The organism is Actinoplanes regularis (assembly GCF_900188005.1).
Classification (GTDB): Bacteria; Actinomycetota; Actinomycetes; order Mycobacteriales; family Micromonosporaceae; genus Actinoplanes; species Actinoplanes regularis.
The window spans coordinates 25,691-52,227 of the sequence record NZ_FZNR01000004.1; the positions used below are offsets into that span (position 1 = coordinate 25,691).

Below are 26,537 nucleotides of genomic sequence, written 5' to 3' on the forward strand. Positions count from 1 at the left end.
CCAGTTGGGCGACGGAACCGACCGGGGCTTTCGAACGACCCTGGTCCTCGCCGGAGGAGTCGTGGACCGAAGCGCGGCTCGGAGGTCTTTCCAGTGGCAACGCCGCTCCGAGCGGTTTGTCCGTCGGTGACCGGCCGACCGGTGCCGCCGGTCCGGGCGGTCCTGCCGTCGGTGAGCGGCTGGGTGACGCCGCGGGTCCGGGTGGTCCCGCTACGGGTGGGCGGCTGGGTGACGCCGCGGGTCCGGGTGGTGCCACAACGGGTGGGCGGCTGGGTGACGCTGCCGGTCCGGGTGGTCCCGCTGTCGGTGGGCGGCCCGGGGACGACGCCGGTTCGGGTCTTTTCTCGCAGACCGCGAATATTGGTGCGAACAGGACGCCCGACGCGAGTGTACCGACCCTGGCCGGCCCCGGTGGCGTCCCGGCAGACACCGCCTCCACGCCGCGCACGGGCACCGGCTACACGGGCCGGAGACGCGGTCGGCACGCCGAACCGGAGTTGAACGGCGAACCCGGTGCGGTCAGCGGAAGCGGCTCGAGCGGCCTCACCCCGGAGCCCATCGTGCTGCCGTCCCTGCGTCCCCCCGAAGAGCCGAAGACCACCGCCGGCCCGGCGATACCCGGCCGGGGCGCGCACGCGGCTCCGTCGTCGCCGGCCGCACCCGGCGCGTCGTCCACCCCGACCCCCTGGCCCGAGCCGAAGCCGGCGGGAAAGCGTTCCGCGACGGATGACGGCCCCCGGTCGTGGCCCCCGGTCGAGCCGACCGGGGGCGATTCCGTACCGGGAAGCGGTTTGCGGTCCTGGCCTCCGCCGGACGCCGGGCCGGCCTCACCAGGAGCGGGGCCCAGCGGATCCGCCGGCCTCGCCACCAGCGGTTTACCCGGTCCCGCCAGCGGCGCCACTGCTCTCAGCGGCGACACGTCCGGCCTCGGCGGTGGAATGGCTGGTCCGGGCAGCGGCGCGCCCGGTCGCGGTGGTGACGCGTCCGGTCTTGGTGGTGGTGTGGCTGGTCCGGGCAGCGGCGTTGCTGGTCGTGGTGGCGATGCGTCCGGTCTCGGCGGCGGTGTGCCCGGTCCTGGCGGTGACATGTCCGGTCTCGGCGGTGGAATGGCTGGTCCGGGCAGCGGCGCGCCCGGTCGCGGTGTCGGCACCTCTGGTCGCGGTGGTGACGCGTCCGGTCTTGGTGGTGGTGTGGCTGGTCCGGGCAGCGGTGTGGTTGGTCGCGGTGGTGACGCGTCCGGTCTCGGCGGCGGTGTGCCCGGTCCTGGCGGTGACATGTCCGGTCTCGGCGGTGGAATGGCTGTTCCCGGCAGCGGCGAGCCCGGCCGCGGTGTCGGCACCTCTGGTCGCGGTGGTGGCGCGGCTGGTCTTGGTGGTGGTGTGGCTGGTCCGGGCAGCGGCGTTGCTGGTCGCGGTGTCGGCACCCCTGGTCTCGGCGATGACGCGTCCGTGCTTGGCGGTGACATGTCCGGTCTAGGTGGTGGCGGTATGGCCGGGCGCGGTGGGGCGAGCGCCGAGCCTCGCCCCTGGCCGCCGCTGGCCCCGGCCGAGGGCGGGAAAGCTCAGCCGGTGGGGTCGATGCCGACCACGCCGCCGTGGGCGACCGCCGCTCCGGCCGAGCCCTCGACGAGTCCGGCCGGGCCCGCTCCGGATGCCGGGACGATGGCCCCGGGTGTACCTCCGACCGCGCCAACCGGCCTGAGTGAGAGAACCCCGCTGTCGTGGGCGGCCGTCGCATCTGAGCCGGTCGCCGAGGCCACACCGCCTACGGCCGCACTGCCTACGGCCGCACCAACTCCCGCGCCATTCGCTGGACCCCTTGCCACGTCGCCTGGCACACCGCCTGCCGCGCCACCTGCCACTGCATCGGCCGCCGCGCTGCCTGCCGCTGCACCAGGTGCTGCGCGGCCGGCTGCCGACCCGCCGGCTGCCGTCCCGCCTGTCGCCGGGCCACCGGTAGCCGGGCCACCTGTCGCTGGGCCGCCGGTCGCCGGGCCGCCTGTCGCTGGGTCCCCTGTCACCGCCCCGCCTGTCACCGCCCCGCCTGTCGCTGGACCGCCTGTCGCCGGGCCGCCTATCGCGGGGCCGCCGGTCGCCGGGCGGCCTGCCGCACCGGCTGCCCAGTCGCAGGTCACGCCGCCTGTCGCGTCGGCGTACAGCCAGCAGAACAGTCCGCTGGACGCGCCGCGCTTCACCCGTTCCGCGCCCCGAACCGTTCAACCGGCCGGCAGCGGACCCGCCGCGTTCAATCCGCCGGCGACCCAGCCCGCCCCCGGCCCGGAGACGGCGTCGCCCGGCACCGGAGGCGACGCAGCATCGTCCGCGCACACCCCCGCAGGCCAGACCCCAGGCGGTCAGATTCCGGCTGGATCGGCGCCGGACACAGACTGGCCGAGCCCGCAGGCTTCCGACAGGCTTTCGCCGATCCCTCCCACGGCCGTTCCGGACGTGGTCGCCCCGCGTCCGGGTTTGCAGGCGCCGGATTTGGGTCAGCAGAATCCGCCTGCTGTGGCTGGGTCTCGTCCGGGTTTGCAGGCGCCGGATTTGGGTCAGCAGAATCCGCCTGCTGTGGCTGGGTCTCGTCCGGGTTTGCAGGCGCCGGATTTGGGTCAGCAGAATCCGCCTGCTGTGGCTGGGTCTCGTCCGGGTTTGCAGGCGCCGGATTTGGGTCAGCAGAATCCGCCTGCTGTGGCTGGGTCTCGTCCGGGTTTGCAGGCGCCGGATTTGGGTCAGCAGAATCCGCCTGCTGTGGCTGGGTCTCGTCCGGGTTTGCAGGCGCCGGATTTGGGTCAGCAGAATCCGCCTGCTGTGGCTGGGTCTCGTCCCGGTCTACAGGCGCCCGACATGGGCCAGCAGAATCCGCCCGCTGGGGCGGCTTCTGGTCCGGGTCTGCAGGCGCCGGACCTGGGCCAGCCGAGCGGGCCTGCCGTGGCCGCTACTCCGCGACCCGGCTTGCAGGCACCCGACCTGGGCCAGTACGACGCACCCGCGGCGGCACCGAGCCGGCAGGAGCCTGCGGGCGCATCAGCCGACGACCCCAGCACGCCGTCCGGGCTGCCCAGCCGGGCCACGCGCCCGAATCCTCCCGCGGCCGAGGCGAACCCGGACGACCATTCCGACGCCCCCAGCGGCCTGCCCGGTCGCTAGAACGTCGTTGCCACCTGGGCGTGGTCGGCCGGGACCAGCGTTACCACCGCGTCAAGCTGTGGTGACCTGGCTGGGTTCGGTGGTGGTGTCGTGGCTGGGGTCGCGTCCGTCGGGTCCAGCTGTGGTGACCTGGCTGGGGCCGGTGGTGGTGTCACGGCCGCTTCAACCCGGGCGATCCCGGCGTCGTCCGCGAGGCCGGCGCCTGCTCGGAGCGGGCGCCGGGTGGTCGGGCGTCGGTGTGCCGCGTTTCGAATAACCCTTGTGGGGTGATTTGTCGGGTCGGGGAAGCTGGGCGGGGTGGTTGTCGGGCCGGGGACCCGGGCGGGGTGGTTTGTCGGGTAGGGGCGGGACCGGGGTCAGGGGAGGCCGGGGACGAGACGGGTCCAGACGACCTTGCCGTCGCTGACCGGGAGGACTCCCCAGGCCGCCGAGAGCTCGTTCACCAGGCGCAACCCGCGCCCGCCGGCGTCGGCGTACCCCGGATCGAGGGTCTCGGGCATCCGGCGGCTGCCGTCGCGGACCGCCATGGTGACCCGGCCGTCGCCGTGGTTCAGGGTGAACTCCATGGTGGTGTGGGCGTGCCGCACCACGTTGGCGACCAGTTCGGTGGCGATCAGCGCGGCGGTCGCGGCGAACTCCGAGTGGTGCCACCGGGCGCAGGCCTGGTCGACCAGCTGACGGACCTGACGGCAGGCCTCCGGCACCGGGCGCAGCCGGGCCCGGACGCGCTCCGGGGCGGGCTGCCGGTCCGCCTCGGCGAGGGCGGTGGCGCAGTCGCGGGCCATCTCGACGTCGGCGCATCCGGGGACCGCAGCGAGCGCCTCCGAGATGTCCGGGCCGGCCCCGCAGACGACGATCGGTACGTTCGGGAATTCCGCGGTCTGGCAGACCACCGAGCCGAACGTGCCGAACGCGACCGGGTCGCTCACCGTCAACCGGCTCACGTCGAGCAGAAGTTTTACCGGTTGCACGGCCAGGCTGCGGCGCACCGCCACGCCGAGCGCGTCGCCGGTGAGCTGGTCCAGGGTGCCGCTGACGGTCAGGACCGCGACCGGGAGATCCCGCTCCGGCCGACAGACGAGCTGGCTGGGCATCGGGTCCTCCCTTGCTGGTGAGATGGGTCGAGTGAGCAGGTGCCCGGCCTTGGCGGGAGGCAAACCAACGGCCGGGGCGGATCTTCCGTGGGCGCCGCGCCGGGAGTCCGCCCAATGGACGGCGGCGAAATAAAGTACCGTTGCGCGCCATGGGTGTGTCGCAGCGGTTGAAGAACCGTTTCCGCAAGTTTTTGCAGCGTCCCGGGACGACCGTGAACCTGGGCCCGCTGTCGGAGCGCCTGGGTCCGATCGAGGCCCGTGAGGAGGCGCTGAAGGAGCTGGACGACGCGGCTCTGACCGACGCCGCACGGGAGACGGCCGACTTCACCGAGATCTGCGCGGTCGGGCGGGAGGCCGCGCGCCGCACGATCGGTCAGCGGCCGTACGACGTCCAGCTGCTCGGCGCGATGGCCCTGCTCTCCGGCCGGGTCGCGGAGATGGCCACCGGTGAGGGCAAGACGCTCACCGCGACCATCGCCGCCTACGGTCACACCCGCCTGGGCAACGGCCCGGTGCACGTGCTGACCGTCAACGACTACCTGGCCCGCCGTGACGCCGAGTGGATGGAGCCGGTCTACAACCTGCTCGGCCTGAGCGTGGGCTGGGTGACCGAGGCGTCGACCCAGGAGGAGCGCCGCGAGGCGTACGCGGCCGACGTCACCTACGTGTCGGTCTCCGAGGCCGGCTTCGACTACCTGCGCGACCAGCTGGTCACCGACGTCGCCGACCGGGTGCAGCGCGAGCTGGCCACCGCGATCGTGGACGAGGCCGACTCGATCCTGATCGACGAGGCCCGGGTGCCGATGGTGCTGGCCGGTTCGGTCGCCGTCGAGAGCGACCCGGTGCACGAGGCCGCCGACCTGGTCAAGAGCCTGCGCAAGGGCAAGGACTACGAGGTGGCGGAGGACGGCCGCAGCGTGGCCTTCACCGAGGCCGGCCTGAAGAACATCGAGGAGCAGCTCGGCGGCATCGATCTGTACGCCGACGACCAGGTCGAGCACCTGTCGGCGGTGAACGTCGCGCTGCACGCGCACGCCCTGCTGCGCCGCGACGTCGACTACATCGTCCGCAACGGCACGGTCGAGCTGATCGACGAGATGCGCGGCCGGGTGGCCCAGCGCCGCCGGTGGCCGGACGGCCTGCAGGCGGCTGTGGAGGCCAAGGAGGGGCTCTCCGCGACCGCGGAGGGTGAGGTGCTGAACACCATCACCGTGCAGGCCTACATCGCGCTCTACGAGACCGTCTGCGGCATGACCGCGACCGCGGTGCACGTCGGCGAGCAGCTGCGGGAGTACTTCAAGCTCGAGGTCGCGGTGGTGCCGTCGAACGCCCCGAACATCCGTGAGGACGACCCGGACCGGATCTACTCGGCGCATGACACCCGCGACGAGGCTCTGGTCGAAGAGATCAAGATCGCGCACGACAAGGGCCGTCCGGTGCTGATCGGCACCCTGGACGTGCAGGCGTCCGAGCGGCTGGCCGAGCAGTTGAAGGCCGTCGGCGTGCCGTGCCAGGTGCTGAACGCGAAGAACGACGCCGAGGAGGCGTCGATCATCGCGGAGGCCGGCGCGGTCGGCGCGGTCACCGTCTCCACCCAGATGGCCGGTCGCGGCGTCGACATCCGCCTCGGCGGCAGCGACGAGAAGGACCGTGAGCGGGTGGTCGAGCTCGGCGGGCTCTACGTGATCGGCGCCGGCCGTCACGACAGCCGCCGGGTCGACGACCAGCTGCGCGGCCGGGCCGGGCGGCAGGGCGACCCGGGTGCCTCGGTCTTCTTCGTGAGCCTCGAGGACGAGTTGGTCTCCCGGCACGCCGGTGACATCCTGCCGGGCTCGCCGCGGATGGACATGGACGGCGTGGTGCACGACTCGCAGGTCGACTACGCGGTCGAGCACGCCCAGCGCGTCGCGGAGGGCGTCAACCACGAGATCCACCGCAACACCTGGCGCTACAGCGTGGTGATCGAGCAGCAGCGGCTGCTGCTGGCCGAGCGCCGGGAGCGGCTGCTCACCTCCGAGGTGGCCGCGATCATGCTGCTGGAGAAGTCGCCGGAGAAGGCCAAGGAGACCGACGAGGACGTGCTCTCCGACTCGGCCCGGGCGATCGCGCTGTACCACCTGGACAAGCTCTGGGCGGACCATCTGGCGTACCTGTCCGAAGTGCGGGAGGGTGTGCACCTGCGCGCGCTGGGCAAGCTGGACCCGCTGGACGAGTTCCACCGGTCCGCGGTGCCGGCCTTCCAGGAGCTGCTGATCCAGGTCGAGGCGCGGACCATCGAGGCGTTCGAGGAGGTCGACCTCAGCGACGGCTGGCAGCCGGAGCGCTCGGAGATCGTCCGGCCGAACGCGACGTGGACGTACCTGGTGCACGACAACCCGTTCGGCTCCGAGCTGGACCGGTTGATCGCGGCCGTCGGCCGCCGTCTCACATCGGGTGGTTGATTTCACTCGGGTTTCACTGAAGTTTCACACGAAGGGGCGCCGCGGATCCGCGGCGCCCCTTCGTTGTGTTCCCGCGCAGGTCAGCCCCATGTCGTTCGGCAATGTTTAATGAGGCCGACAGAAAGCGTTCCCAGAATGCATTCGTGTTACCGGGAACAATATGGAACGTCTTTCTCACACTGTGGATGGCGACTTGACCCGCAAAGCCGCGGACCGGAAATATCAGGCCCGCTTTACGCGCAGTGATCGTTCATATTCGCTTGCGACAGCAAAATCTGGGGGATCAATCAATGCCGGTCAGCGCATTGTCGCCGCGAGCCGATCGTCGTTCTGCCGGACCGGGCCGTGGCCCGGGCGGCCGGCGCCCCGAACCGGCGCTGACAGTGACGCTCGCTATTCCGCTCACCGGTGACGCGGTCTCGCCGCAGGCGCACAGGTTGCTTGCCGCCGTCCGCGAACTGGTCGAATTGAGCCGGGGCACGGTGACCGTGGAGTCGGTCGCGCCGCCACCCGAGCCGGAGCCGGAGCCGGAACCGACCGGCCCGGAGGTTCGGTTGCTCACCGGTTCACGTCAAGTTCTGTTGGAGGGTGAGCCGGTTCCGCTCACCCGTCTCGAGTTCGACCTCCTGCTCTACCTCACCGAGCGGCCGCGCCGGGTCTTCAGCCGGGCCCAGCTGCTCGCCGGGGTGTGGGGCTACGAGCGCGCCGGGGAGCGCACGGTCGACGTGCACGTTCGCCGGCTGCGCCTCAAGCTGGGCTCCGCCGTGCCGGCCGTCACCACCGTCTACGGGGTGGGCTACCGGCTGGCCGACGAGGCCCGGATCACGATCATGCCGCACGATTGAGCCATGCGTGTGCGTCCCGTCTCGTTCGCCGTCCTCGTCGAAGATCTCGCCGATCGGCTGGCGAGTCGGGAATCCGACAGTAGGATCCGGGTGGCTGTGGACGGGGCGGACGCGGCCGGCCCGGGGCGTCTCGCCGATGCCCTGGTCGACCCGCTGCGGGTGCGCGGTCGCCCGGCCGTGCGCATCGATACCGGAGATTTCCTTCGTCCGGCGTCGTTGCGGCTGGAATTCGGGCGGAACAACCCGGACTCGTTCTACACTGGCTGGTTCGACGAGGCCGGGTTGATCCGGGAGGTGCTCGATCCGGCGGGGCCGGGCGGCACCGGCCGGATCGTCACCCGGCTCCGGACCGCGGCCGTCGACCGGGCGGTCCGCGAGCCCTACCAGACGCTCCCGGAGAACGCTGTTCTGCTGGTCAGTGGCCCTTTGCTGCTCGGCTCCGGGCTGCCTTTCGACTTCACCGTCCACCTTGCGGTCTCCGCCGCCGCGCTGGATCGGCGGACCGAACCGGGGGAGCGCTGGACCCTGCCCGCCTTCGCTCGCTATGTGGACGAGGTGGCCCCGGAAACTTTCGCCGATGTGGTGGTGCGGCTCGACGATCCCCGGCATCCTGCCCTGGTCACGGCCTTGAGTTGAGGTGTGGCGTGACCTCTGGCACAAGACCCGTGTGCTGAGTCCGTGGCGGATTCAACCACTGACAGTTATGCTCCGGTTACTTTTTCGCGGGGGCCCCGTTTGGGACCTCCGGCGGTGGGTATCAGGCGGCACCACACATCGAGCCGGATCGCCCATCGGCTGGGGCTTAGGGAAGGGCAGGGGGACTGCATGCTCGTCAACGGAGCGGTTGTTGCCGGCAAGGGCGTTAACGCGGTGAAGGGGCGCTCGACCGATGAGGTCGAGCAGATCCGGGTGCTCCTGCGGACCAGGTTCGAGGAGCTCGACGCGGAGTACGAAGAGGCCGTCGCGCAGAGCCATCGGCTGCGTCTGGTGGAGATCGGCGACTCGGCCGGCGACGACCAGGCCGACAGCGGATCCAAGACGGCGGAGCGGGACGCCGCCGGTTCGCTGCTGCGGACCCTGCTCGACCGCCGCACCCAGGCGGAGTACGCGATGCAGCGGCTCGAGGACGGGACCTACGGCAACTGTGAGGGTTGCTCCAACCCGATCCCGGTGGAGCGGCTCGAGGTGTTCCCCTCGGCCACCACTTGTGTCAACTGCAAGCAGGTCCGGGAGCGCCGGGCCAGCTGAGGCGTGACGGTGCCCGTTTCCGTGGGGGCGGAAGCGGGCACCGGCAGCTCTGCCGAGCGGATCCGGCAAGAAATATCCGCCGGGCTGTCGCTAATTCGAGAGGGAATTTGCAGACCGGGTGCCAAAACTGCGCGCTCTCGCGGCCGGCCCCGTTGAGACGAAGAACACCCATGGACGCCGAACAATTGCCGCCGGCGATTATCTCGCAGCGGAATTCCGCACCCAACCGATCCGCTCGCCGTACGGCGCGGGCACATCCCTGATTCCTCCGGCCGGGTCCGGCAACCGCGCCGGCGAGAGGGAATCCGCGATGAACAGTGGTGCCATCGGTCGCGCGGGAGTAGAACCAGAGATATGACCGACGTGCACGATGAGCCGGCCGACCGCCTCTCGCAGCCGGGCGACGAAATCTCACCGGCGGGCGACCAGAGCGGGCCTGAGTACGATCCGGGCGGCGACCTCGCCTACGACGAGGCCCACGGCGCCGGCGCCCACCTGGACGTGCCCGCCGCCCTGGCCGAGGAGGCCGAGCGCCGCCGCGCGATGGCCCCACCCCGGTCGGCCTGAACCACCCGGAGGTCGCCGGCCCCGGTCCCTTCCGCCGCGATCGGGAAGCCGTCGACCGATCGGCGCGGGGCGAGTCGCCGGACCGAGGTCAGTGACCGGCGTACTGCGTCGCGGTGAACAGCAGCATCGCCGTGACCAGCCCGGTCACCAGCACGGTGACCACGGTGGCGGTGTCCAGCCCCACCTTGCGCCGGTCCGCCACCAGCTTCGCCAGGACCACGGCCAGCACGGGACAGGCCAGGAGCACCAGCAGCGCCACCACCGGGGCCGCCTCGTGCCAGTCACCGGCCGACGCCGCCCCGGCTCCCCGCAGGACCTGGTTCCCGATCGCGCCGAGGATCCCGCCGACCACTCCGAAGACGCCGAAGAGCACCTTGACGCCGAAGGTGAGCGGCCGGGCCGGGTCGGTCCACTTGATCCGCTTCTCCACCTCGGCGAGGTAGTCCTCGGCCGCCCGCTGATCGTCGCGCTGCCGGGGGATGCTGGCCGGCGGCAGGCTTCCGAACCGCTCCGCGACCGGACCGGCCCGGTGCGCGTAATCCGCCCACAGCCCGGCCGCCCGCGCGTCGACCTCCTCCAGCTCGCGCCGGGCGTCGCGGGCCGCCCGCCGGGCGACGCGCACCTGCTCCTCGGCCGCCTGGACCGCCTCGTCGGCCGAGGCGCGCTGCGTCGCGTGCCACTCGACCGCCTCGGCCCGCAGACCGGCGGCGCGCTGATCCAGCGTGGTGAGCCGGCGCAGGACGGTCCGGTAGTCCGCCCGCTCGAAGTCGACCGGTTGCAGGTCGCTCATGCCGCCCCCTCCGCTTCGCTCCGGCGTCGGCATGAGTTCAGGACTGAGCCAGCCGATGCGCTCGCAGGCTCGCTCATGCCCGCCCCCTCCGCTTCGCCCCGCCGAAGAACGCGATCTTGGCGAGTCGTGGCTGTCGTGTGGGCGTAGGTTGCCAAGATCGCGGCGGGTTGAGCGATGCGGCGAGGGTGGGTGGTCGAGTCGGTCATGAGGCACCGTAGGGGATGATCACCTCGGCGCCACGGTGCACCGAGCGGTCGAAGTGCAGCGCCCGCCAGGGCCGCGGGTACCAGTTGGGCGCCCCGGCCCCCGGGTAGTACGGCGCCAGCTCGCTGCCGTGCACGTCCAGGGCCACCCAGGCGCCGATCGGGTCGGTCCGGGACGCCTGCCCGCCGAGCGTGTCGCGCAGCAGCCCGGCCCCACGCCACCAGCCGAGCACGTGCAGCCGCCGTTCCGGCCCCTGCCGCAGCACGGTCCGCAGCTGATCGCCCGCGACCTTGCCACCGGGCAGCGCGTCGGCCGCGTACAGCAGGATGAAGTGCGGCCGGTCGGCCGGCAGCGCCGCGGTCGACTCGGCCGCCGCGTCCTCGAGGAGCCAGGCGACGTTCGACGCGTCGTACCAGCCGCAGTCCGGGATCCGGGCGTGCAGCGCCTCGGCGGCGGCCTGGGCGTCCTGGTCGAAGCAGGCGATCGAGAAGCGCGCGCCGTCCCGGGTGTGCTGGGCGGCCAGCGACCGCCCGGCGGTGGCCAGCACCGCGCAGGCCTCCTCGACCCGGGTGCCGAGCACGGCCAGGTTGCGGCCGGGGGCCCGGCGCAGCACGGTCCGGGCCGACCGGGACATCACGTCGATGGTCTCGCCGAGCAGCGCCATCGGCGCGGGTGAGTCCTCCGGGGCCAGCGCCCGGAAGTCGGGGCTGTCCGCGAGCCGGGGTTGTACGTCACCGTCGAAGAGCCGGGGCGGCGGCGAGTTCTGCGGCAGCCGGCGCCACAGCCGGTGCTGCAGCGTGCTCCACTGCTCGCGGTCGCCGGCCGCGGGCACCCGGACGATCTGGTTGGCGTCGGTCGCCCCGGAGTCCGGGTTGATCACGGCGTGGTAGCGGGGCAGCGAGTCGGCGGCGGTGTTCTGCTCGGCGAGCACCCGGCGGGCCCGGGGCAGCGCGATCCGCAGGGTGAACTGCGCGACCAGCGCGGGCCGGCCCCACAGCGCCTCGATGCCGGAGACGTCCTGGCTGGCCAGGACCAGGTGGATGCCCTGCGAGCGGCCCCGCCGGGCGAGGTCCTCGAGCAGGTCGACGGCCTCGGTGGTGACCGAGTCCCGGCCGGCGAGCAGCACCTGGAACTCGTCGACCACGGCGACGATCCGCGGCCAGACACCGCTCGGATCCTCGGCGCGCAGCTCGGCCAGGTTGGTGACCTCGTGCTGTTTCGCCGCGTCGGCCCGCCGCCGCAGCTCGGCGCCGAGGAACCGGAGCAGGGCCAGGCCGAACTCACGGTCGGTGTTGACGTTCACGCCGACCAGGCGCACGTGCGGCAGCCAGCTCTGGTCGCGCCGGCCCGGCGCGAACCGGGCGAACGACACGCCCTCCTTGAAGTCGAGCAGGTAGAAAGCCAGTTCGGCGGGGGAGTAGCGGGCGGCGAGCGCGCCCATCCAGGCGTAGATCAGGTTGGTCTTGCCGGTGCCGGAAGGGCCGGCGATCAGTGCGTGCGGCGGGTAGTCGCTGAGCGTCACCAGCACCCGGGTGCCCTGTGGGCTGTCGCCCAGCGGCGCGGAGAGGCCGGTCGCCGAGCTCTCCCGCCACTCCTCGCCCGGGTCCGGCAGCAGGCTGTCCAGGGCCACCGGTGCCGGGCCTGCGGCGACCGCCTCGGCGATCTGCCGGCAGGTCGCGGTGAGCACCGCGGGCGGCGGTCCGGGGTCCAGCCGTACGGGCAGATCGCCGCCGCTGCTCATCCGGGCGTCCGCACCCGGGGCGGCGGTGACGAACTCGATCCCGGCCGCCGGCTCCACCTCCGGCCCGTGCACGATCAGGTGCACCCCGCAGGCCGCCCCGGTGCGCAGCAGCCGGTCCAGCTGGGTGCGCTCGTGCCGGTTCAGCTCCCCGGCGCCGAGCAGCACCGCGACCCGCCACGGTTCCGGACGCCGCCGGGTCGCCGTGTGCAGCTCCCGCAGCGACGAGTACTCCCCGGCCAGCACGGTCTCGTTGATCCGCCGGACGTGCCCGACCAGCTCGTCGAGGAGCGCGGCCAGCCCGTTCGGGGCGACGAAGGTGAGCACCCGGGCCGGCGCGAGGGCGGCGAACCCGGCCAGCCCACCGCCGAGGTGCTCCGGGTCGTACCCGATCACCTGCACCGATCCCGGCGCGCTGGTGCCCAGGGCGCGCAGCAGCAGCCCGGCCACCACGTCGTCGCCGAGTCTCCGGTCGCCCCGCACCACCACGTGCCCGTGGTCGAGCAGCCGCACCAGGGCCGGGACCTCCGGGGACTCCGGAGCGGCGGGCTCGGGGGAGTCCCACTGCCAGGGCCGCCCGGGCGTCTCCTCCGCCGCGCCCGGGGCCGTGGGCAGCAGCAACCGCCCGATCCGCAACTCGGCGGCGGCCGGCAGGGGGGTCGTGTCCCAGCTGTGCCACGGCTCGCCGGCCGCCCCGGGGGCCGCCCGGTCGGCCGCGCCCGCCGCCGCCCCGGAGAGCGCGCCGAGCTCGGTGGCGTGCCACTTCTCGATCGAGCGCAGCCGCTCGTCGCGGGCCGCGGCCAGCTTGCGCTCGCGCCCCTCGGCGGCCGCCCGGACCCGTTCCCAGTGCGCGACCGCCGTGTCCCGCTCACGTTCGGCGCGTTCGAGAGCGTTCTCAGCGACGCCGAGCGCGTGTGACAGCCCGGCCCGGACTTCCATGACCTGCTGTTTGGTGGATTCAGCCATGACCCGCCGGCATCGTCGCAGTGGTGGGGATCGAGAGGGAGGGCCTCATCTGCGCTGCTCACCGGCCTCGGTGCGGGGCCGCAACGGTTCCGGCGCGTCCGGGTCGAGCGCCCCGGCATCCCGGCCCAGCCGGGCGAGCAGGATCCCGGTGAGCACGCTCGAGGTCACCGCGTTGTCGGCCGGATGCGTCACCGCCTCCTCGGCCGCCCGATCGTCCCGCTGCTTCACCGGCACCCGGCAGATCCGGGCGATCAGCGTCTCCAGCACGGCCGGCGTGGTGCCCGGCAGCAGGGCCCGGACCCGGCCCTCGGCGGCGGTGCGCAGCCGTGGCACGTCCTCCGGCCGGGGCTCGTGCCCGAGCAGGTCGCCGGCGAGCCGGTGCAGTACCGGCGCGGTGACCGCGGAGAGCCCGAGGCCGGTCGACGCGTTCACCGCGTGCAGTTCGCGGCCGAGCCGGGCGCGGTCACCGGCCCGGACCCCGGCGGCGATCCGCCTCAGCAGCTCGGCGGTGTCCGCGTCGCTGGTCTCGCTCGCCTTCCGGTCCGGCGGGGCGGGTTCGCCGGTGAGCTGGGCGACGCGCTCCTGCCACCACGGCCCGAGCTTCTCCGTCGGAGGCTGTGCCGGCCCCGGTTGGGCGGGCCGGGGCCGCTCCGGTTCCGGTTTCAGCGCGGTGCGCCACTCCTGGCCGTGCGCGCGGCCGGGCTCACCACCCAGGCCGAGGGCGGCCAGGTAGGCCTCGATCGAGTCCTCCGCGAGCCGCAGGGCCGCGGCGGCGCGCTCCGCGTGCTCGGTGGCGTTGCCGAGCTCCGGCACGCCCATCTTCTGCTCCGACGCCTCGCGCACCCAGTTCAGCAGCTCGGTCGCGGTGCGGAGTTTCTCCATCGCCACGACGACGAGGCCGTCGGGCAGCTCGTCGGAGGCGGCCCGGAGCCGGGCGCCGAGTTCCTGCAGCACCGACATCGCGTCAGAGCATCGCCGTGTAGTTCTGGGCGGCCTCGATCGCGAGCTGGGTCGCGCTGAAGCACTCCTCGAGCTGCTGGTCGGCCTGGGACAGCGAGGCATGGGCGGTGCCGACCGCCTCATGTCCGCCCCCGTCGAGCGCGGCGGCCAGGCTCTGCTGTGCCTCGCCGAGCTTCTCCCGAGCCGCCTGTATCGCCGCCTGTCCCTCGTTCACCTGCTGGACGGCGGCGTCCACGGCCGCTCTCAACTCGGCGACACTGGCCACTCGTTCGGCCTCCTGTAACTCAACCCACTTGCGACTCCAGCGTAACGCCCAGCCTCGTTCGCGTTCGCCTCGGCCGCGCCTTTTCGCACACCACGGAGACAAAAGACGCACCACGAGTCCGGCGACCGAGGCGGATGATCGCCCTGGTGGCACTGGATTTCCAGCGTAGTCCATTGTGGATCATGTGGCGAACCGGGCCCGCGGCGCCCCCGCTTCCGCGTGCCCGAAACGCCCGGAACCGGTGATCCGCGCCCGGCGCTGATCGGGCGGATGCGGTCAGCGGGGCACCGAGGACGGGCCGCGGCTCTCGGCGCCCAGGGCGAGGGCGCGCTCGCACAGGCCCCGGTCGGCGGTGACGACGACGATCGGGCGGGTGCCGCACTCACGGCGTACCAAATCGATGATCTTGTCGTCGCCGGAGCCGGTGGCGCGTTCGATCCGTACCCCGTCCGGGTCCTGCGGGATGTCCTTCGCCTTGCCCTCGACCACCAGGGTCACCTCGACCGGGGCCGGGATGCCGCTCAGCCCCGTGGCGGGTACCGCCGCCAGGCGGTCCCGAAGGCGGATCGCGGCCCCGGCCCGGTCCCGCCACCAGCCGTCCGGAACGGAGCCCACCACGTTCGCCGCGTCCACGATGATCAGCGGGACCAGCGGTGGCGGCGCCGTGATGGAAACGGCAGGTTCGCCGGACACGGCCGCCTGTGATGTGGCTCCCTGGGACGGGGACTTCGCACACGCGGGCGCGGGCTCGGGGAGCGCGGGTTCCCGGAACAGCGGCATCTGGGGTCCTGAGGCGGGCTCCTGGGATTCGAGCATAAAGTTGAGCGTACTCCAGTCAACTTTTCGCGAGATTTGGGAATCCCCGTCCCGTCTCACGCGCTTCGAACAGTCAGCGGTGGGCGTTTGCCCCGCGCCACCCCGGGTAGCCCCGGAGGTGGCCGCTGGTGGAGTACCAGGGAAGAGAGACTGATGAGCATCGGACCGTTGGGGCCGGGTGGACCCGGCCAGTGGGACGACCTGTTCGCGCGTTTCTTCGGTGCGGCCGAGCCGCGCCGGGCGGCGCAGCGGATCGACATCGCCCGTTACATGAGCAACGACGCCCGGCGGGTGCTGGCCGACGCCGCCCGGCGGGCCGCCGACAGCGGCCCGGGGGATGGCGGACCCGCCGATCTCGACACCGATCACCTGCTCTGGGCCGTCCTGCAGCAGGAACCGATGAAGCAGACCGTGCGTCGCGCCGGCGCCGACCCGCAGATCCTGCTCAGCGAACTGGAGCTGCGGGTGGGCGACGAGTCGGCGCGGATCGCCTCGGCCAACCGTCGTGCCGAGATGGGCGCGGTCGGCCTCGACCAGCCGGAACAGGTGTCGCTGACGCCGGCGGCCAAGCGCGCGCTGCTGGACAGCCTGCAGATCTCCCGCGCGATGGGCGCCTCCTACATCGGGCCGGAGCACATCCTGATGGCGCTCGGCCTGAACACCGACTCGGTGGCCGGGCGGCTGCTGGCCGGCCGGCTCGACACGCGGGCCATCCCGAACTCGGAGACGCCGACCGGCCCGGTCGCCGGTGGCCAGGGCGGATCCCGCGTCACCGGGCGCGCCGCGCCGGCCACGCCGACGCCGACGCTGGAGCAGTTCGGCGTGGATCTGACCGAGATGGCCCGGCGCGGCGAGATCGACCCGGTGATCGGCCGGGCCGACGAGATCGAGCAGGCCGTGGAGATCCTGTCCCGGCGTACCAAGAACAACCCGGTCCTGATCGGTGAGGCCGGCGTCGGCAAGACCGCGATCGTGGAGGGCCTGGCCCAGCGGATCGTGGACGGCGACGTGCCGCTCACCCTGCAGGACAAGCGGGTGGTCCAGCTGGACCTCGCCGGCCTGGTGGCCGGCACCCGGTACCGCGGCGACTTCGAGGAGCGCCTGCGCAAGATCATCGACGAGATCCAGGCGTCCGGAGACGGGCTGGTCGTCTTCCTGGACGAGATCCACACCCTGGTCGGCGCCGGCGGTGGTGGCGAGGGCGGCGGGATGGACGCCGGCAACATGCTCAAGCCGGCCCTGGCCCGGGGCCGGCTCCGGGTGATCGGCGCGACCACCCTGGACGAGTACCGCAAGCACATCGAGAAGGACGCCGCGCTGGCCCGGCGCTTCCAGCCGGTGCAGGTCGGCGAGCCGAGCGTGGAGGACGCCGTGGCGATCCTGCGCGGGCTGCGGGACAACTACGAGGCGCACCACCAGGTACGGATCACCGACGAGGCCCTGGACGCGGCGGCGCTGCTCTCGGACCGCTACATCGCCGACCGGTTCCTGCCGGACAAGGCGATCGACCTGATCGACCAGGCCGGTGCCCGGGTGCGGCTGCGCACCAAGATGCCGGACGCCGACCTGCGCGAGCGGGAGCGGCAGCTCGAGCAGCTCAGCCGGGACCGGGACCAGGCCGTGGCCGCGGAGAACTACGAGGTCGCGTCCCAGCTGCGGGACCGGATCAACGAGCTGAAGGCGCGGATCACCGGGGCCGGCGCGGGCGCCGACGGAGTCCCGCGGGTCACCGCGGACGACATCGCCGAGATGGTCGCCCGGGCCACCGGCATCCCGGTGGCGCAGCTGACCGAGACCGAGCGGGACCGCCTGCTCGGGCTGGAGGAGCACCTGCACGAGCACGTGGTCGGCCAGGACGACGCGGTGACCGCGGTCGCCGAGGCGGTCCGCCGCTCGCGCGCCGGGCTGGGCGACCCGGGCCGGCCGGTCGGCAGCTTCCTGTTCCTCGGCCCCACCGGGGTCGGCAAGACCGAGCTGGCCCGCTCGCTCGCGGAGGCGCTGTTCGGCGACGCGGACCGGATGGTGCGGCTGGACATGAGCGAGTTCCAGGAGCGGCACGCGGTGTCCCGGCTGGTCGGCGCCCCGCCCGGGTACGTCGGCTACGACGAGGCCGGTCAGCTCACCGAGGCGGTGCGGCGGCGGCCGTACAGCGTGGTGCTGCTGGACGAGCTCGAGAAGGCGCACCACGATGTGTTCAACATCCTGCTGCAAGTGCTCGACGACGGGCGGCTGACCGATAGTCAGGGCCGGACGGTGAGCTTCAAGAACACCGTCCTGATCATGACCAGCAACCTGGGGTCGGACCTGATCAACGGAAGCTCCCGCAGCGTCGGGTTCGGCGGCGCCGAGAACGGCCGCTCGCCGGAGGACGATTTGCGGGACCGGCTGGACCGGCGGCTCAAGGAGCAGCTGCGGCCGGAGTTCATCAACCGGATCGACGAGATCATCATCTTCCGGCAGCTGGAGACGGAGCAGCTCCGGAAGATCACCGAGATGCTGCTGGAGTCCACCCGGCGCCGGTTGGACGCCCAGGACGTCCGGATGGAGATCACCACGGCGGCGGTGGACTGGCTGGCGGACAAGGGCTACCAGCCCGAGTTCGGCGCCCGGCCGCTGCGCCGGACCATCCAGCGCGAGCTGGACAACCGGCTGTCGAAGATGCTGCTCGCGGCGGACCTGGCGCCGGGGCGGATCGTCCGGGTGGACGTCCGGGACGGCGAGCTGACCTTCGAGATCGAGTCGGCGTCACTGAGCACCAGATGAGCTGAGCGGGCGGGGGCGCCGGGACGAGAGCCCGGCGCCGCTCGCCTACGCCGCGGCGAGGTGCTGGCCGCCGAGCGTCGGGTGGTCGCGGGTCCAGGTCACGTACCCCTCGTTGCGGGCGATCACGTCGTGGTAGGCGTCCCGGGCCAGCTCCGTCACCTTCGGCGCGTACCGCGCCGCCGGCGACTCCGGATGCCAGCCGAGGATGAGGCGCCACCGCAGCGGCGCCCCCTTGAGTGGTCGGGTGGTCAGCCCCGCCGGTGGGCGGAAGGTCGGCTGACAGAGGCCGATCGCCACGCCCAGCTCGACCATGTCGATGCAGGCGCGGACGTCGGTCTCCAGAACCCGGCGCGGGGTGAACCCGGCCCGGGCGCAGGACGCGGCGAAGCAGGTCTCGAAACAGCCGTCGCCGGGGGCCGCCGCCCACTGCTCGGTGGCCAGTTCGGCCAGGTCGACCTCGGTCCCCTTGGCCTGCGGATGGTCCTCGGTCATCAGCACGCACACCGCGTCGACCGCGATGGTGTCCCAGACCAGGCCGAAATCGGCGGAGGGCAGGGCGTCGCCGCAGACCCCGACCTGCACGAAGTCCAGCTTGCCGTTGAGCGCCATGGTGGCCAGCTCGTCGACGGAGTACGACGCGTAGGTGGAGATCGCCGACTCCGGCTGCGCGGCGGAGAGCCGGTGCAGCAGGTGGGCGAAGACCGGCCCGCCGATCGCTCCGATCCGGTACCTAGACATGCGGGACGTGCCACTGGCGGCCAGCCGGGCCGCCTCGTCCTGCAGCCCCTTCATGGCCGGTAGCAGCACCCGGGCCCGGGACAGTACGAGTTCGCCGAGCGCCGTGGGACGGGCGCCACGCCGGTCCCGGTCGAACAGCGGTCCGCCGAGCGTGCGCTCGATCCGCTGCAGTTGGGCGGTTAGCGCCGGTTGGGCAAGGCCGAGTTGTGACGCGGCCTTGGTGACGCTGCCGGTCTCCGCGATGGCGCAGACCACCTTCAGATGCCGCAGCTCCAGGTTCATAGCGTGACGTTAGGACTAGAACGGGATCGAAGGCTAGCCCTGCGACACGTGACAAAGTTGTTAAGTAATGTGACAATCGGGATAAGTTCAAATATCTCGGGCGTACGTCGTACGGGCCGTCGCCACATCCCTGACCTTGTCGACGACACCGACGATCGGGTCGACGATCTTGTTCCACGGCGGTGTGGCCGGCGTGGCCGGATGCGGCCGGGTCGGCGCGGCCTCCTCGGCGGTCTCCACCCGATTGCCCAGCCTGATCAGGTCCTCGACCGGCGCCATCTGCTCCAGCATCGGCAACAGCTCGCCGGTGGCCGCCCGCACGTGCCGCCGGACCGCGGCGACGAGCTCCGGCGTCCGGTCCGTGGACCGCATCAGCTCGAGCAGCTCGTGATCCTCGGCCAGCCCCCGGTCCACGATCCGGTCACCGTCGGGCACGGCCGTGCGGACCGCGGGGTACAGGTACTGGTGCTCCGCGGAGAGGTGCCGGGAGAGGGTCGCGATCAGCGCGGAACGGACCCGCTCCGGCTCCTCGGCGGTCACCTGCTCGGCCAGGCGGGTGATCTCCCGGTGCTGCTCGTTGAGGACATCGACGACGCTGCGCCCGGAGATGGTGTCACCGATCGGCGGCAGCGGGGGAAGATTCAGATCGGACATGTCCGCGCCGGTACCCCGTCCGGCCCTCCAGCCAAACCCACCCCCGCGGGCGCGGGTGAAGGTCGGCAACACTTTGCTGGTAAGAAAGGCGGATGAACACCTCCGCCGTGGACGAGGTCACCGGCCTCTGCCAGGACCTGCTGCGCATCGACACCACCAACACCGGTGACCCGCGGACGACCGTCGGGGAACGGGTCGCCGCCGAGTACGTCGCCGGGAAGCTCGCCGACGTCGGCATCGAGTCCCGAATCCTGGAGTCGGCGCCCACGCGCACCAACCTGGTCGCCCGGATCCCCGGCGCCGACCGGTCCCGTGGCGCGCTGCTGGTGCACGGCCACCTCGACGTGGTGCCGGCCGACGCCCGCGAATGGTCGGTGGACCCCTTCGGAGGCGAGATCAAGGACGGCTACCTGTGGGGCCGCGGCGCGGTCGACATGAAGGACTTCGACGCCATGGTGCTCGCCGTGGTCCGCGAGTGGCAGCGCACCGGCTACACCCCGCCCCGGGACATCGTGCTGGCGTACACCGCCGACGAGGAGGCCGGGATGGAGTTCGGCTCGCAGTGGCTGGTGGACAAGCATCCCGACGCCTTCGAAGGCTGCACCGAGGCGATCGGCGAGGTCGGCGGCTACTCGTACACCGTCAACGACGATCTGCGGCTCTACCTGGTGCAGACCGCCGAGAAGGGGCTGGACTGGCTGCGCCTGCACGCGCACGGCCGGCCCGGCCACGGCTCGTTCATCCACGACGACAACGCGGTCACCGCCCTGGCCGAGGCGGTTGCGGCGGTCGGCCGGCACCGCTTCCCGGTGGTCGTCACGCCGACCGTGCGGGCGTTCCTGGAACAGGTGAGCGAGGCGCTGGGGATCGAGCTGAACCCGGACGACCCGGAACAGGCGATCGCCAAGCTCGGCCCGATCGCCAACCTGATCGGCGCCACCATCCGCAACACCGCGAACCCGACCCGCCTCGAGGCCGGCTACAAGGACAACGTCATCCCCGGCCGGGCGTCCGCCACGATCGACTGCCGCACCCTGCCCGGTCAGGCGGAGTCGTTCCTCGCCGACCTGCGGGCGATCATCGGGCCGGACGTGGAGATCGAGCACGTGCACCGGCAGCCGGCCGTGGAGACCGAGTTCGGCGGGCCGCTGGTGGAGGCGATGGCGGCGGCGCTGCGCGCCGAGGATCCCGGAGCGCGTACCGTGCCGTACCTGATGTCCGGGGGAACCGACGCGAAAGCGTTCAGCACCCTCGGCATCAGGTGCTTCGGGTTCGCCCCGTTGCAGCTGCCGCCCGACCTGAACTTTGCCGCCCTGTTCCACGGCATCGACGAGAGAGTGCCGGTGGAGGGGCTAAAGTTCGGCGTGCGTGTGCTCGACCGACTGCTCCGAAACAGCTAGAGCTAGATCCGGAAGGACCCCCAAACAGATGAGCGACCAGAACGCGGAGCTCGACGCCGCCCTCGAGCGGGTCGTAGAGGCGGCGCGGGCGCATCTCGCGGCCGTCAAGGCGGCTGCGGGCCGCATTGACGACGACGACGTCTGGCAGGCGTACGTCGATCTCAACAACGCCTCCTTCGCGTACGACGAGAAGCTGCTCGACGCGTTCGGCGAAGTCACGCCGTGGGACGTCGAGTCGATCGACCCGGACGAGGCGGACCAGCGCTTCCTGGCCGGTGAGGCGGGCGAGGCCGGCGCCGGTGACCCGTACCCGCAGGTCATCTCCGTCCGTCAGCGCCGCGACTACCGCGTGCCCAGCGTCGCCGCGCTGCTGAAGGTCGCGGAGACCGCCCGGCGCAGCTCGGTGCCGGAGGACGAGGAGGTCGGCCCGGTCGAGTCGGTCGGCGAGGCCGTGCTGGAGCTGCTGCAGGCCGGCGACGGCTCGCTCGCGTCGCTGGACGTGCCCGAGCTCGAGCCGCTCGACGGGCTGCTCACGGTGACCGAGGTCGAGGAGCCCCTCGACCTGGAGGCGTTCGACGACGCCGACGGCTTCGGCCCGTTCGCGCCGGCCGAGGGCGACCAGCTGGTCGGCCGCCTCGACGAGCACCCGTTCCTCCCCGACGACGAGGAAGACCACGCGGGTCACAACCACTGAGCGATGAAAGGAGCCCGTCCGGCTGCTGCCGGGCGGGCTCCTCAGTAACTGAGGCCGGGCTGGGGGTTGGGCTGGAGCCGGCGGCGCAGCATCACCTTGCGGGTGCCGTCCGCGAACAGCTGGACCCTGGCCAGTTCCCAACCGGAGAATTCGGCCTGTATGGCGAGTTGCGCCGTTGCGGCCAGGCGATCGACATTCGAAGGCAACCGCAGCGGCGCGTATTCGTAGTCCATGCCGACTAGAATGCCCCTCCTGGATAGCGGAGGACAAGCGCTGACCAGCGGCTATTCGGTCCGCGCCGCCGTTCTCCGGGCCGGCCGCGGGCGCCGGAGCGCGCCGGGGCCCTGACCAGGGTGGCGGCCGCGCGGGATCGGCAGGGGCGTGGCCCGCGAGGGCTGGGCACGGGGCTCCATCGTTCGTACCGGCGAAAAGGGTTGAGACCGACCCGCGGCGGCGCCGGCGGACGAGGGGTCGATGTGGACCGCTCACAGGGTCCCGTGTGGATCTCCGGTGCCCTCGCGTTCGGGGTATCCGACGTCGATCGCGGAGACGTCCTCGAGGGCGCGGGCGATCTCGGCCGGCAGGGTCAGGTCCTCGCTGCGCAGGGCGCCCTGGAGCTGGGCGGCGGTGCGGGCGCCGAGGATCGGGGCGGCGACGCCGGGGCGGTCGCGGATCCAGGCCAGCGCGACCTCGAGCGGGGAGACGCCGAGGCCGCCGGCGGCGATGACCACCGCCTCGACGATGCTGGAGCTGCGCGGCTCCAGGTACGTCCGGACGAACGGCGCGTAGTGTTCGGAAGCGGCCCTGGAGTCCGATGGGCGGCCGTTGCGGTATTTGCCGGTGAGTACGCCGCGACCGAGCGGGGACCAGGCGAGCACGCCGAAGCCGAGCGCCGCGGCGGCGGGCAGCAGTTCCCGCTCGATACCGCGCTCGAGCAGCGAATACTCCATCTGGGCGGCGACGATCGGCGCGCGCGTGGGGTAGGCCGACTGCCAGGTGGCGGCGCGGGCGGTCTGCCAGGCGGCGAAGTTGGAGACCCCGGCGTAACGCACCCGGCCGCTGTTGACCGCGTGATCGAGAGCGGACAGCGTCTCCTCGAACGGGGTCTGCCCGTCGAAGCCGTGCACCTGCCACAGGTCGACGTAGTCGGTGCCGAGCCGGCGCAGCGACGCGTCCAGCGAGCGCAGCAGGTTGCCGCGCGAGCCGTCCCGGGCGCGCCACCCGTGCGGGGTCAGACCGGCCTTGGTGGCGATCACCACCTCGTCGCGGGGGACCAGATGGTCGAGCAGCGAGCCGATCACCGTCTCGGCGTCGCCGGCGCCGTACACGTCGGCGGTGTCGATCAGGGTGCCGCCCGCTTCGAGGAAGAGCTTCATCTGCTCGGCCGCGTCGTCGGGATCGGTGTCCCGTCCCCAGGTCATGGTGCCGAGGGCGAGCCGCGAGACCGCTAGCCCGCTTCGGCCGAGCGGTCGCTGATGCATGAGTGAACTTTATTCAGACCTGGTCGGCAAGGAAATCCTCCAGCTCGTCAGGGTGCGTCGGTTACCGGACGGAAACCTGACTGGTTCCCATCAGTAGGCTTGCCCCCGGTACCCCCAAGATCTCGGTCCCGTTCGGTCTCGTTCGTTTCGGAAGGGTAGGGCAGTGCGGCTCGGACTCAGCCTCGGTTATCAGACGGCGTGGAGCACGCCGGCCGACCATCTCGCCATGGCGCGGGAGGCCGACCGTCTCGGTTATTCGGTGGTGTGGGCCGCCGAGGCCTACGGCTCCGACACGGTGAGCATGCTGGCCTGGATCGCGGGCCAGACGGAGAAGATCGACATCGGCTCGGCCGTGCTGCAGATCCCGGCACGCACCCCGGCGATGACCGCGATGACCGCGGCCACCCTGGACACGCTCTCCGGCAGCCGGTTCCGGCTCGGCCTCGGTGTCTCCGGCCCCCAGGTCTCCGAGGGCTGGCACGGCGTCAAGTTCGCCAAGCCGCTCGCCCGGACCAGGGAGTACGTCGACATCGTGAAGATGGCGCTGCGCCGCGACAAGGTGCAGTACGACGGCGAGCACTACCAGCTGCCGCTGCCCGGCGGCGCCGGCAAGCCGATCAAGCTGGGCTTCCACCCGCCGCGCACCGAGATCCCGCTCTACCTCGCCGCGGTCGGCCCGAAGAACCTGGAGCTGGCCGGCGAGGTCGCGGACGGCTGGCTGGCGATCTTCTTCGCCCCGGACGCCGCCGACGACCAGCTGCGGCACATCGCGGCCGGGCGGGCCCGGCACGGGCTCGGGCTGGCCGGATTCGACGTCGCGCCGACCGTTCCGGTGGTGGTCGGCGACGACCTCGCGGCCTGTGCCGACGTGATCCGCTGGTACGCGGCGCTCTACATCGGCGGCATGGGCAGCCGGGAGCAGAACTTCTACAACCAGCTCGCGGTCCGGATGGGCTACGGCGAGGCCGCCGCGAAGGTGCAGGACCTGTACCTGAACCGGCAGGTCGCGGAGGCCGCCGAGGCGGTGCCGCAGGAGTTCATCGAGCGGACCTCGATCATCGGGACCAAGGAGCGGATCACCAAGCGGATCAGGGAGTACGCGGCGGCCGGCGTCGGCACGCTGTCGATCAGCCCGTACGTGGGTGATCTCCAATCCGGCATCGACACCCTCCGGGTGGTGGCCGAGGCTTACGAAGAGTCCGGCGTGGCCCGCTAGTGGCCACCGTTCTGCTGCTGAGGCACGGCCGTACCACCTCGAACGCCACCGGCGAGCTGGCCGGGCGTCGCCCCGTCGAGCTCGACGACACCGGGCGCCGGCAGGCCGCCCGGGTCGCCGAACGGCTGCGCGGGCTCCCGCTGGCCGCGGTGGTCTCCAGCCCGCTGATCCGCTGCCGGCAGACCGTCGAGCTGGCGCTGCCCGGGGTGACCCCGGAGCTCGACGAGGGCCTGATCGAGTGCGGGTACGGCGAGTGGGAGGGCCGCCCGCTCAAGGAGCTGGCCAAGGAGCCGCTCTGGCCCGTGGTGCAGCACCACCCGAGCGCGGTCACCTTCCCCGCCGGTGAGTCGATGGCGGCCATGTCGGCGCGCGGGGTCGCCGCGATCCGGGCCTGGGACGAGCGGGTCAACGCCGAGCACGGGCCGGAGTCGATCTGGCTGGCGTGCAGCCACGGCGATGTGATCAAGGCGATCGTGGCCGACGCGATGGGGCTGCACCTCGATCAGTTCCAGCGGATCGTGGCCGACCCGGCATCGATCACCGCGATCCGGTACACGCCGACCCGGCCGTTCCTGGTCCGGGTCAACGACACCGGTGAACTGGGGTCCCTCGTACCGAAGAAGCACGATGGCGAGCGGCCCGCCGAGCAGAGCGACGCGGCCGTCGGCGGTGGTGCCGGAGGGGGCGTCTGACAACCCTCCGTGATGGGTGTATAGCCGCAGCGTGCACCTCATTGCGCCCTCGGCGAACCGGGATTGTCGGGCAGCGCGATCGGGCCCGGGGATGGATAGGGTTGTCTTCATGACCCACCAAGTGCATGCCTTCGAGCCGCCCGAGCGGTTCGTCGCCGGGACGGTGGGCGAGCCCGGGGACCGGACGTTCTTCCTCCAGGCGCGCGGTGGCGGCCGGGTGGTCAGTGTCGCCCTGGAGAAGGTCCAGGTTTCGCTGCTCGCCGAGAAGCTCGAAGAGCTGCTCCTGGAGGCGAACAAGCGTTTCGGGGTCACCCTGCCGGAGGCCCCGCTGCTGGCCGTGCACGACAACGAGCCGCTCGACACCCCGGTCGACGAGGAGTTCCGGGTCGGCACCCTGGGGCTGGCCTTCGACGTCGACACCGCCACGGTGGTGATCGAGGCGATCGAGGCCGGTGAGCCCGAGGCCGACCTGAGCGGCGACCCGCTCACCGACGACGGCGATGACGACGATGACGACGACGAGCCGGACGACGACCTGGACCGCCTGCGGGTCCGGCTGACGCCCGAGGCGACCCGGGCGTTCATCGACCGGGCCCGCCGGGTGGTGGCCGCCGGCCGGCCACCGTGCCCGCTCTGTGGCCAGCCGCTCGACCCGGCCGGTCATCTCTGCCCCCGGCACAACGGCTATCACCGGTGACAGCCGAGCCGACGGAGGTGCTGACCGAGGCTGACGCCTTGGAGCTGCTGGGCCGCGGCCGGATCGAGATCGAGGGCCGCCTGGTCGACGCTTCCAACACCACGTTGCGCGCCGGGATCAGCCTGAACGGGATGACCCGGCGCTGCGTCTACAAGCCGGTGCGGGGCGAGCGGCCGCTCTGGGACTTCCCGGACGGGACGCTCGCCGGCCGGGAGGTGTCGGCCTACCTGGTGTCCCGGGCCACCGGCTGGGGCCTGGTGCCGCCGACGATCCTGCGGGACGGGCCGCTCGGTCCCGGCGCCCTGCAGCTCTGGATCGAGGAGCCGGAGGCGGCCGAGGGGCTGATCGGCTTCGTCCCGGCCTACGACGTTCCGCAGGGCTGGTTCCCGGTGGCGGCGGCCCGCGACGACGACGGTGACGCGTACGCGCTCGCGCACGCGGACGACCCCCGCCTGGCCCGGCTCGCGGTCTTCGACGCGGTGATCAACAACGCCGACCGCAAGGGCGGCCACGTGCTCTATCCGGCCACCGGATCGGTGCACGGGGTCGATCACGGCGTCAGCTTCCACGTCGAGAACAAGCTGCGTACGGTGCTGTGGGGCTGGACCGGCAAGCCGCTGCCGCCGGACACGGTCACCGTCCTGGAGCGGCTCAGCGCCGAGCTGGCCGGTCCGCTCGGTGCGGTGCTGGAGGAGCATCTCACCCACTCCGAGGTGCAGCATGTCCAGTTGCGGGTGAAAAGGCTGCTGCGGGCCGGGTGTTTCCCGAAGCCACCCACCGACTGGCCAGCCATCCCGTGGCCGCCGATCTGATGGCTCGTCGAGAGGTTTAGGTCACGCG

The 26,537-nt window shown here is 72.3% G+C and carries 24 protein-coding genes; 14 read left to right on the forward strand and 10 right to left on the reverse strand.

Annotated features, from left to right (window positions below; genetic code table 11):
• The first annotated feature begins 975 nt into the window (after window positions 1-975).
• Window positions 976-1,476 carry a hypothetical protein gene (locus CHC09_RS12495; RefSeq protein ID WP_143232303.1) on the forward strand — a complete coding sequence of 167 codons (501 nt, stop codon included), beginning with the start codon at window positions 976-978 and terminating at the stop codon, window positions 1,474-1,476.
• A 342-nt stretch (window positions 1,477-1,818) separates the two neighbouring features.
• On the forward strand, window positions 1,819-1,959 hold the full coding sequence (locus tag CHC09_RS46240; RefSeq protein ID WP_179277066.1) for a hypothetical protein: 141 nt from the start codon (window positions 1,819-1,821) through the stop codon (window positions 1,957-1,959).
• 1,543 nt (window positions 1,960-3,502) lie between these two features.
• Here CHC09_RS46240 and CHC09_RS12505 read toward each other — a convergent pair.
• A complete protein-coding gene (locus tag CHC09_RS12505; RefSeq protein ID WP_089293237.1) occupies window positions 3,503-4,240 on the reverse strand; it encodes an ATP-binding protein in 738 nt (245 codons plus the stop codon).
• Window positions 4,241-4,389: 149 nt separating this feature from the next.
• Here CHC09_RS12505 and secA2 point away from each other — a divergent pair, with 149 nt between their 5' ends.
• The 5 genes from secA2 to CHC09_RS12530 all read left to right on the forward strand — a co-directional run bounded on the left by secA2 (window position 4,390) and on the right by CHC09_RS12530 (window position 9,341).
• On the forward strand, window positions 4,390-6,681 hold the full coding sequence (gene secA2, locus CHC09_RS12510; protein WP_089293238.1) for an accessory Sec system translocase SecA2: 2,292 nt from the start codon (window positions 4,390-4,392) through the stop codon (window positions 6,679-6,681).
• A gap of 290 nt (window positions 6,682-6,971) precedes the next feature.
• On the forward strand, window positions 6,972-7,526 hold the full coding sequence (locus tag CHC09_RS12515; protein ID WP_089293239.1) for a winged helix-turn-helix domain-containing protein: 555 nt from the start codon (window positions 6,972-6,974) through the stop codon (window positions 7,524-7,526).
• A gap of 3 nt (window positions 7,527-7,529) precedes the next feature.
• Window positions 7,530-8,162 (forward strand): nucleoside/nucleotide kinase family protein, encoded by a 633-nt coding sequence (locus CHC09_RS12520; protein ID WP_089293240.1) that lies wholly within the window; start codon window positions 7,530-7,532, stop codon window positions 8,160-8,162.
• A gap of 189 nt (window positions 8,163-8,351) precedes the next feature.
• Window positions 8,352-8,774, forward strand: coding sequence for a TraR/DksA family transcriptional regulator (locus CHC09_RS12525; RefSeq protein ID WP_089293241.1), 423 nt, complete (start codon window positions 8,352-8,354; stop codon window positions 8,772-8,774).
• 354 nt (window positions 8,775-9,128) lie between these two features.
• Entirely contained in the window at window positions 9,129-9,341 is a 213-nt protein-coding gene (locus CHC09_RS12530) for a hypothetical protein (RefSeq protein ID WP_089293242.1), read from the forward strand.
• Between the two features lie 88 nt (window positions 9,342-9,429).
• On the opposite strand, the gene CHC09_RS12535 is transcribed toward CHC09_RS12530, so the two are convergent.
• The 5 genes from CHC09_RS12535 to CHC09_RS12555 all read right to left on the reverse strand — a co-directional run bounded on the left by CHC09_RS12535 (window position 9,430) and on the right by CHC09_RS12555 (window position 14,957).
• A complete protein-coding gene (locus tag CHC09_RS12535) occupies window positions 9,430-10,131 on the reverse strand; it encodes a hypothetical protein (RefSeq protein ID WP_089293243.1) in 702 nt (233 codons plus the stop codon).
• 202 nt (window positions 10,132-10,333) lie between these two features.
• Window positions 10,334-13,039: an FtsK/SpoIIIE domain-containing protein gene (locus CHC09_RS12540; protein WP_089293244.1), complete on the reverse strand. Its 2,706-nt coding sequence runs from the start codon at window positions 13,037-13,039 to the stop codon at window positions 10,334-10,336.
• 45 nt (window positions 13,040-13,084) lie between these two features.
• A complete protein-coding gene (locus CHC09_RS12545; RefSeq protein WP_089293245.1) occupies window positions 13,085-13,999 on the reverse strand; it encodes a hypothetical protein in 915 nt (304 codons plus the stop codon).
• Between the two features lie 4 nt (window positions 14,000-14,003).
• A complete protein-coding gene (locus CHC09_RS12550) occupies window positions 14,004-14,264 on the reverse strand; it encodes a hypothetical protein (RefSeq protein WP_089293246.1) in 261 nt (86 codons plus the stop codon).
• 276 nt (window positions 14,265-14,540) lie between these two features.
• Window positions 14,541-14,957 (reverse strand): hypothetical protein, encoded by a 417-nt coding sequence (locus CHC09_RS12555; RefSeq protein ID WP_089293247.1) that lies wholly within the window; start codon window positions 14,955-14,957, stop codon window positions 14,541-14,543.
• Between the two features lie 276 nt (window positions 14,958-15,233).
• Here CHC09_RS12555 and CHC09_RS12560 point away from each other — a divergent pair, with 276 nt between their 5' ends.
• Window positions 15,234-17,843 (forward strand): ATP-dependent Clp protease ATP-binding subunit, encoded by a 2,610-nt coding sequence (locus CHC09_RS12560; protein WP_089293248.1) that lies wholly within the window; start codon window positions 15,234-15,236, stop codon window positions 17,841-17,843.
• 45 nt (window positions 17,844-17,888) lie between these two features.
• Here CHC09_RS12560 and CHC09_RS12565 read toward each other — a convergent pair whose 3' ends face one another.
• Window positions 17,889-18,863 (reverse strand): LysR family transcriptional regulator, encoded by a 975-nt coding sequence (locus tag CHC09_RS12565; protein ID WP_089293249.1) that lies wholly within the window; start codon window positions 18,861-18,863, stop codon window positions 17,889-17,891.
• Window positions 18,864-18,950: 87 nt separating this feature from the next.
• Entirely contained in the window at window positions 18,951-19,517 is a 567-nt protein-coding gene (locus tag CHC09_RS12570; RefSeq protein ID WP_089293250.1) for a hemerythrin domain-containing protein, read from the reverse strand.
• A 92-nt stretch (window positions 19,518-19,609) separates the two neighbouring features.
• Here CHC09_RS12570 and CHC09_RS12575 point away from each other — a divergent pair, with 92 nt between their 5' ends.
• Together CHC09_RS12575 and CHC09_RS12580 are read left to right on the forward strand one after the other, a co-directional pair.
• Window positions 19,610-20,917 carry a M20/M25/M40 family metallo-hydrolase gene (locus tag CHC09_RS12575; RefSeq protein WP_089293251.1) on the forward strand — a complete coding sequence of 436 codons (1,308 nt, stop codon included), beginning with the start codon at window positions 19,610-19,612 and terminating at the stop codon, window positions 20,915-20,917.
• Window positions 20,918-20,945: 28 nt separating this feature from the next.
• Complete coding sequence (locus CHC09_RS12580) at window positions 20,946-21,611, forward strand: hypothetical protein (protein ID WP_089293252.1); 666 nt, start codon at window positions 20,946-20,948, stop codon at window positions 21,609-21,611.
• 41 nt (window positions 21,612-21,652) lie between these two features.
• Here the strand turns inward: CHC09_RS12580 and CHC09_RS12585 are convergent, their stop codons facing one another.
• Both CHC09_RS12585 and CHC09_RS12590 read right to left on the reverse strand, forming a co-directional pair.
• Window positions 21,653-21,844: a DUF5703 family protein gene (locus CHC09_RS12585; protein WP_089293253.1), complete on the reverse strand. Its 192-nt coding sequence runs from the start codon at window positions 21,842-21,844 to the stop codon at window positions 21,653-21,655.
• A 252-nt stretch (window positions 21,845-22,096) separates the two neighbouring features.
• A complete protein-coding gene (locus CHC09_RS12590; protein WP_089293254.1) occupies window positions 22,097-23,092 on the reverse strand; it encodes an aldo/keto reductase in 996 nt (331 codons plus the stop codon).
• Between the two features lie 163 nt (window positions 23,093-23,255).
• Here CHC09_RS12590 and CHC09_RS12595 point away from each other — a divergent pair, with 163 nt between their 5' ends.
• From CHC09_RS12595 to CHC09_RS12610, 4 genes are all read left to right on the forward strand, one after another.
• Window positions 23,256-24,308, forward strand: a complete 1,053-nt coding sequence (locus CHC09_RS12595) for an LLM class F420-dependent oxidoreductase (RefSeq protein WP_089293255.1) — start codon at window positions 23,256-23,258, stop codon at window positions 24,306-24,308.
• On the forward strand, window positions 24,308-25,000 hold the full coding sequence (locus CHC09_RS12600; RefSeq protein WP_089293256.1) for a histidine phosphatase family protein: 693 nt from the start codon (window positions 24,308-24,310) through the stop codon (window positions 24,998-25,000). The genes CHC09_RS12595 and CHC09_RS12600 overlap by 1 nt, the downstream gene beginning before the upstream one ends.
• Window positions 25,001-25,109: 109 nt before the next feature.
• On the forward strand, window positions 25,110-25,697 hold the full coding sequence (locus tag CHC09_RS12605; RefSeq protein ID WP_089293257.1) for a DUF3090 domain-containing protein: 588 nt from the start codon (window positions 25,110-25,112) through the stop codon (window positions 25,695-25,697).
• A complete protein-coding gene (locus tag CHC09_RS12610; RefSeq protein WP_089293258.1) occupies window positions 25,694-26,509 on the forward strand; it encodes an SCO1664 family protein in 816 nt (271 codons plus the stop codon). The genes CHC09_RS12605 and CHC09_RS12610 overlap by 4 nt, the downstream gene beginning before the upstream one ends.
• Window positions 26,510-26,537: the final 28 nt, after the last annotated feature.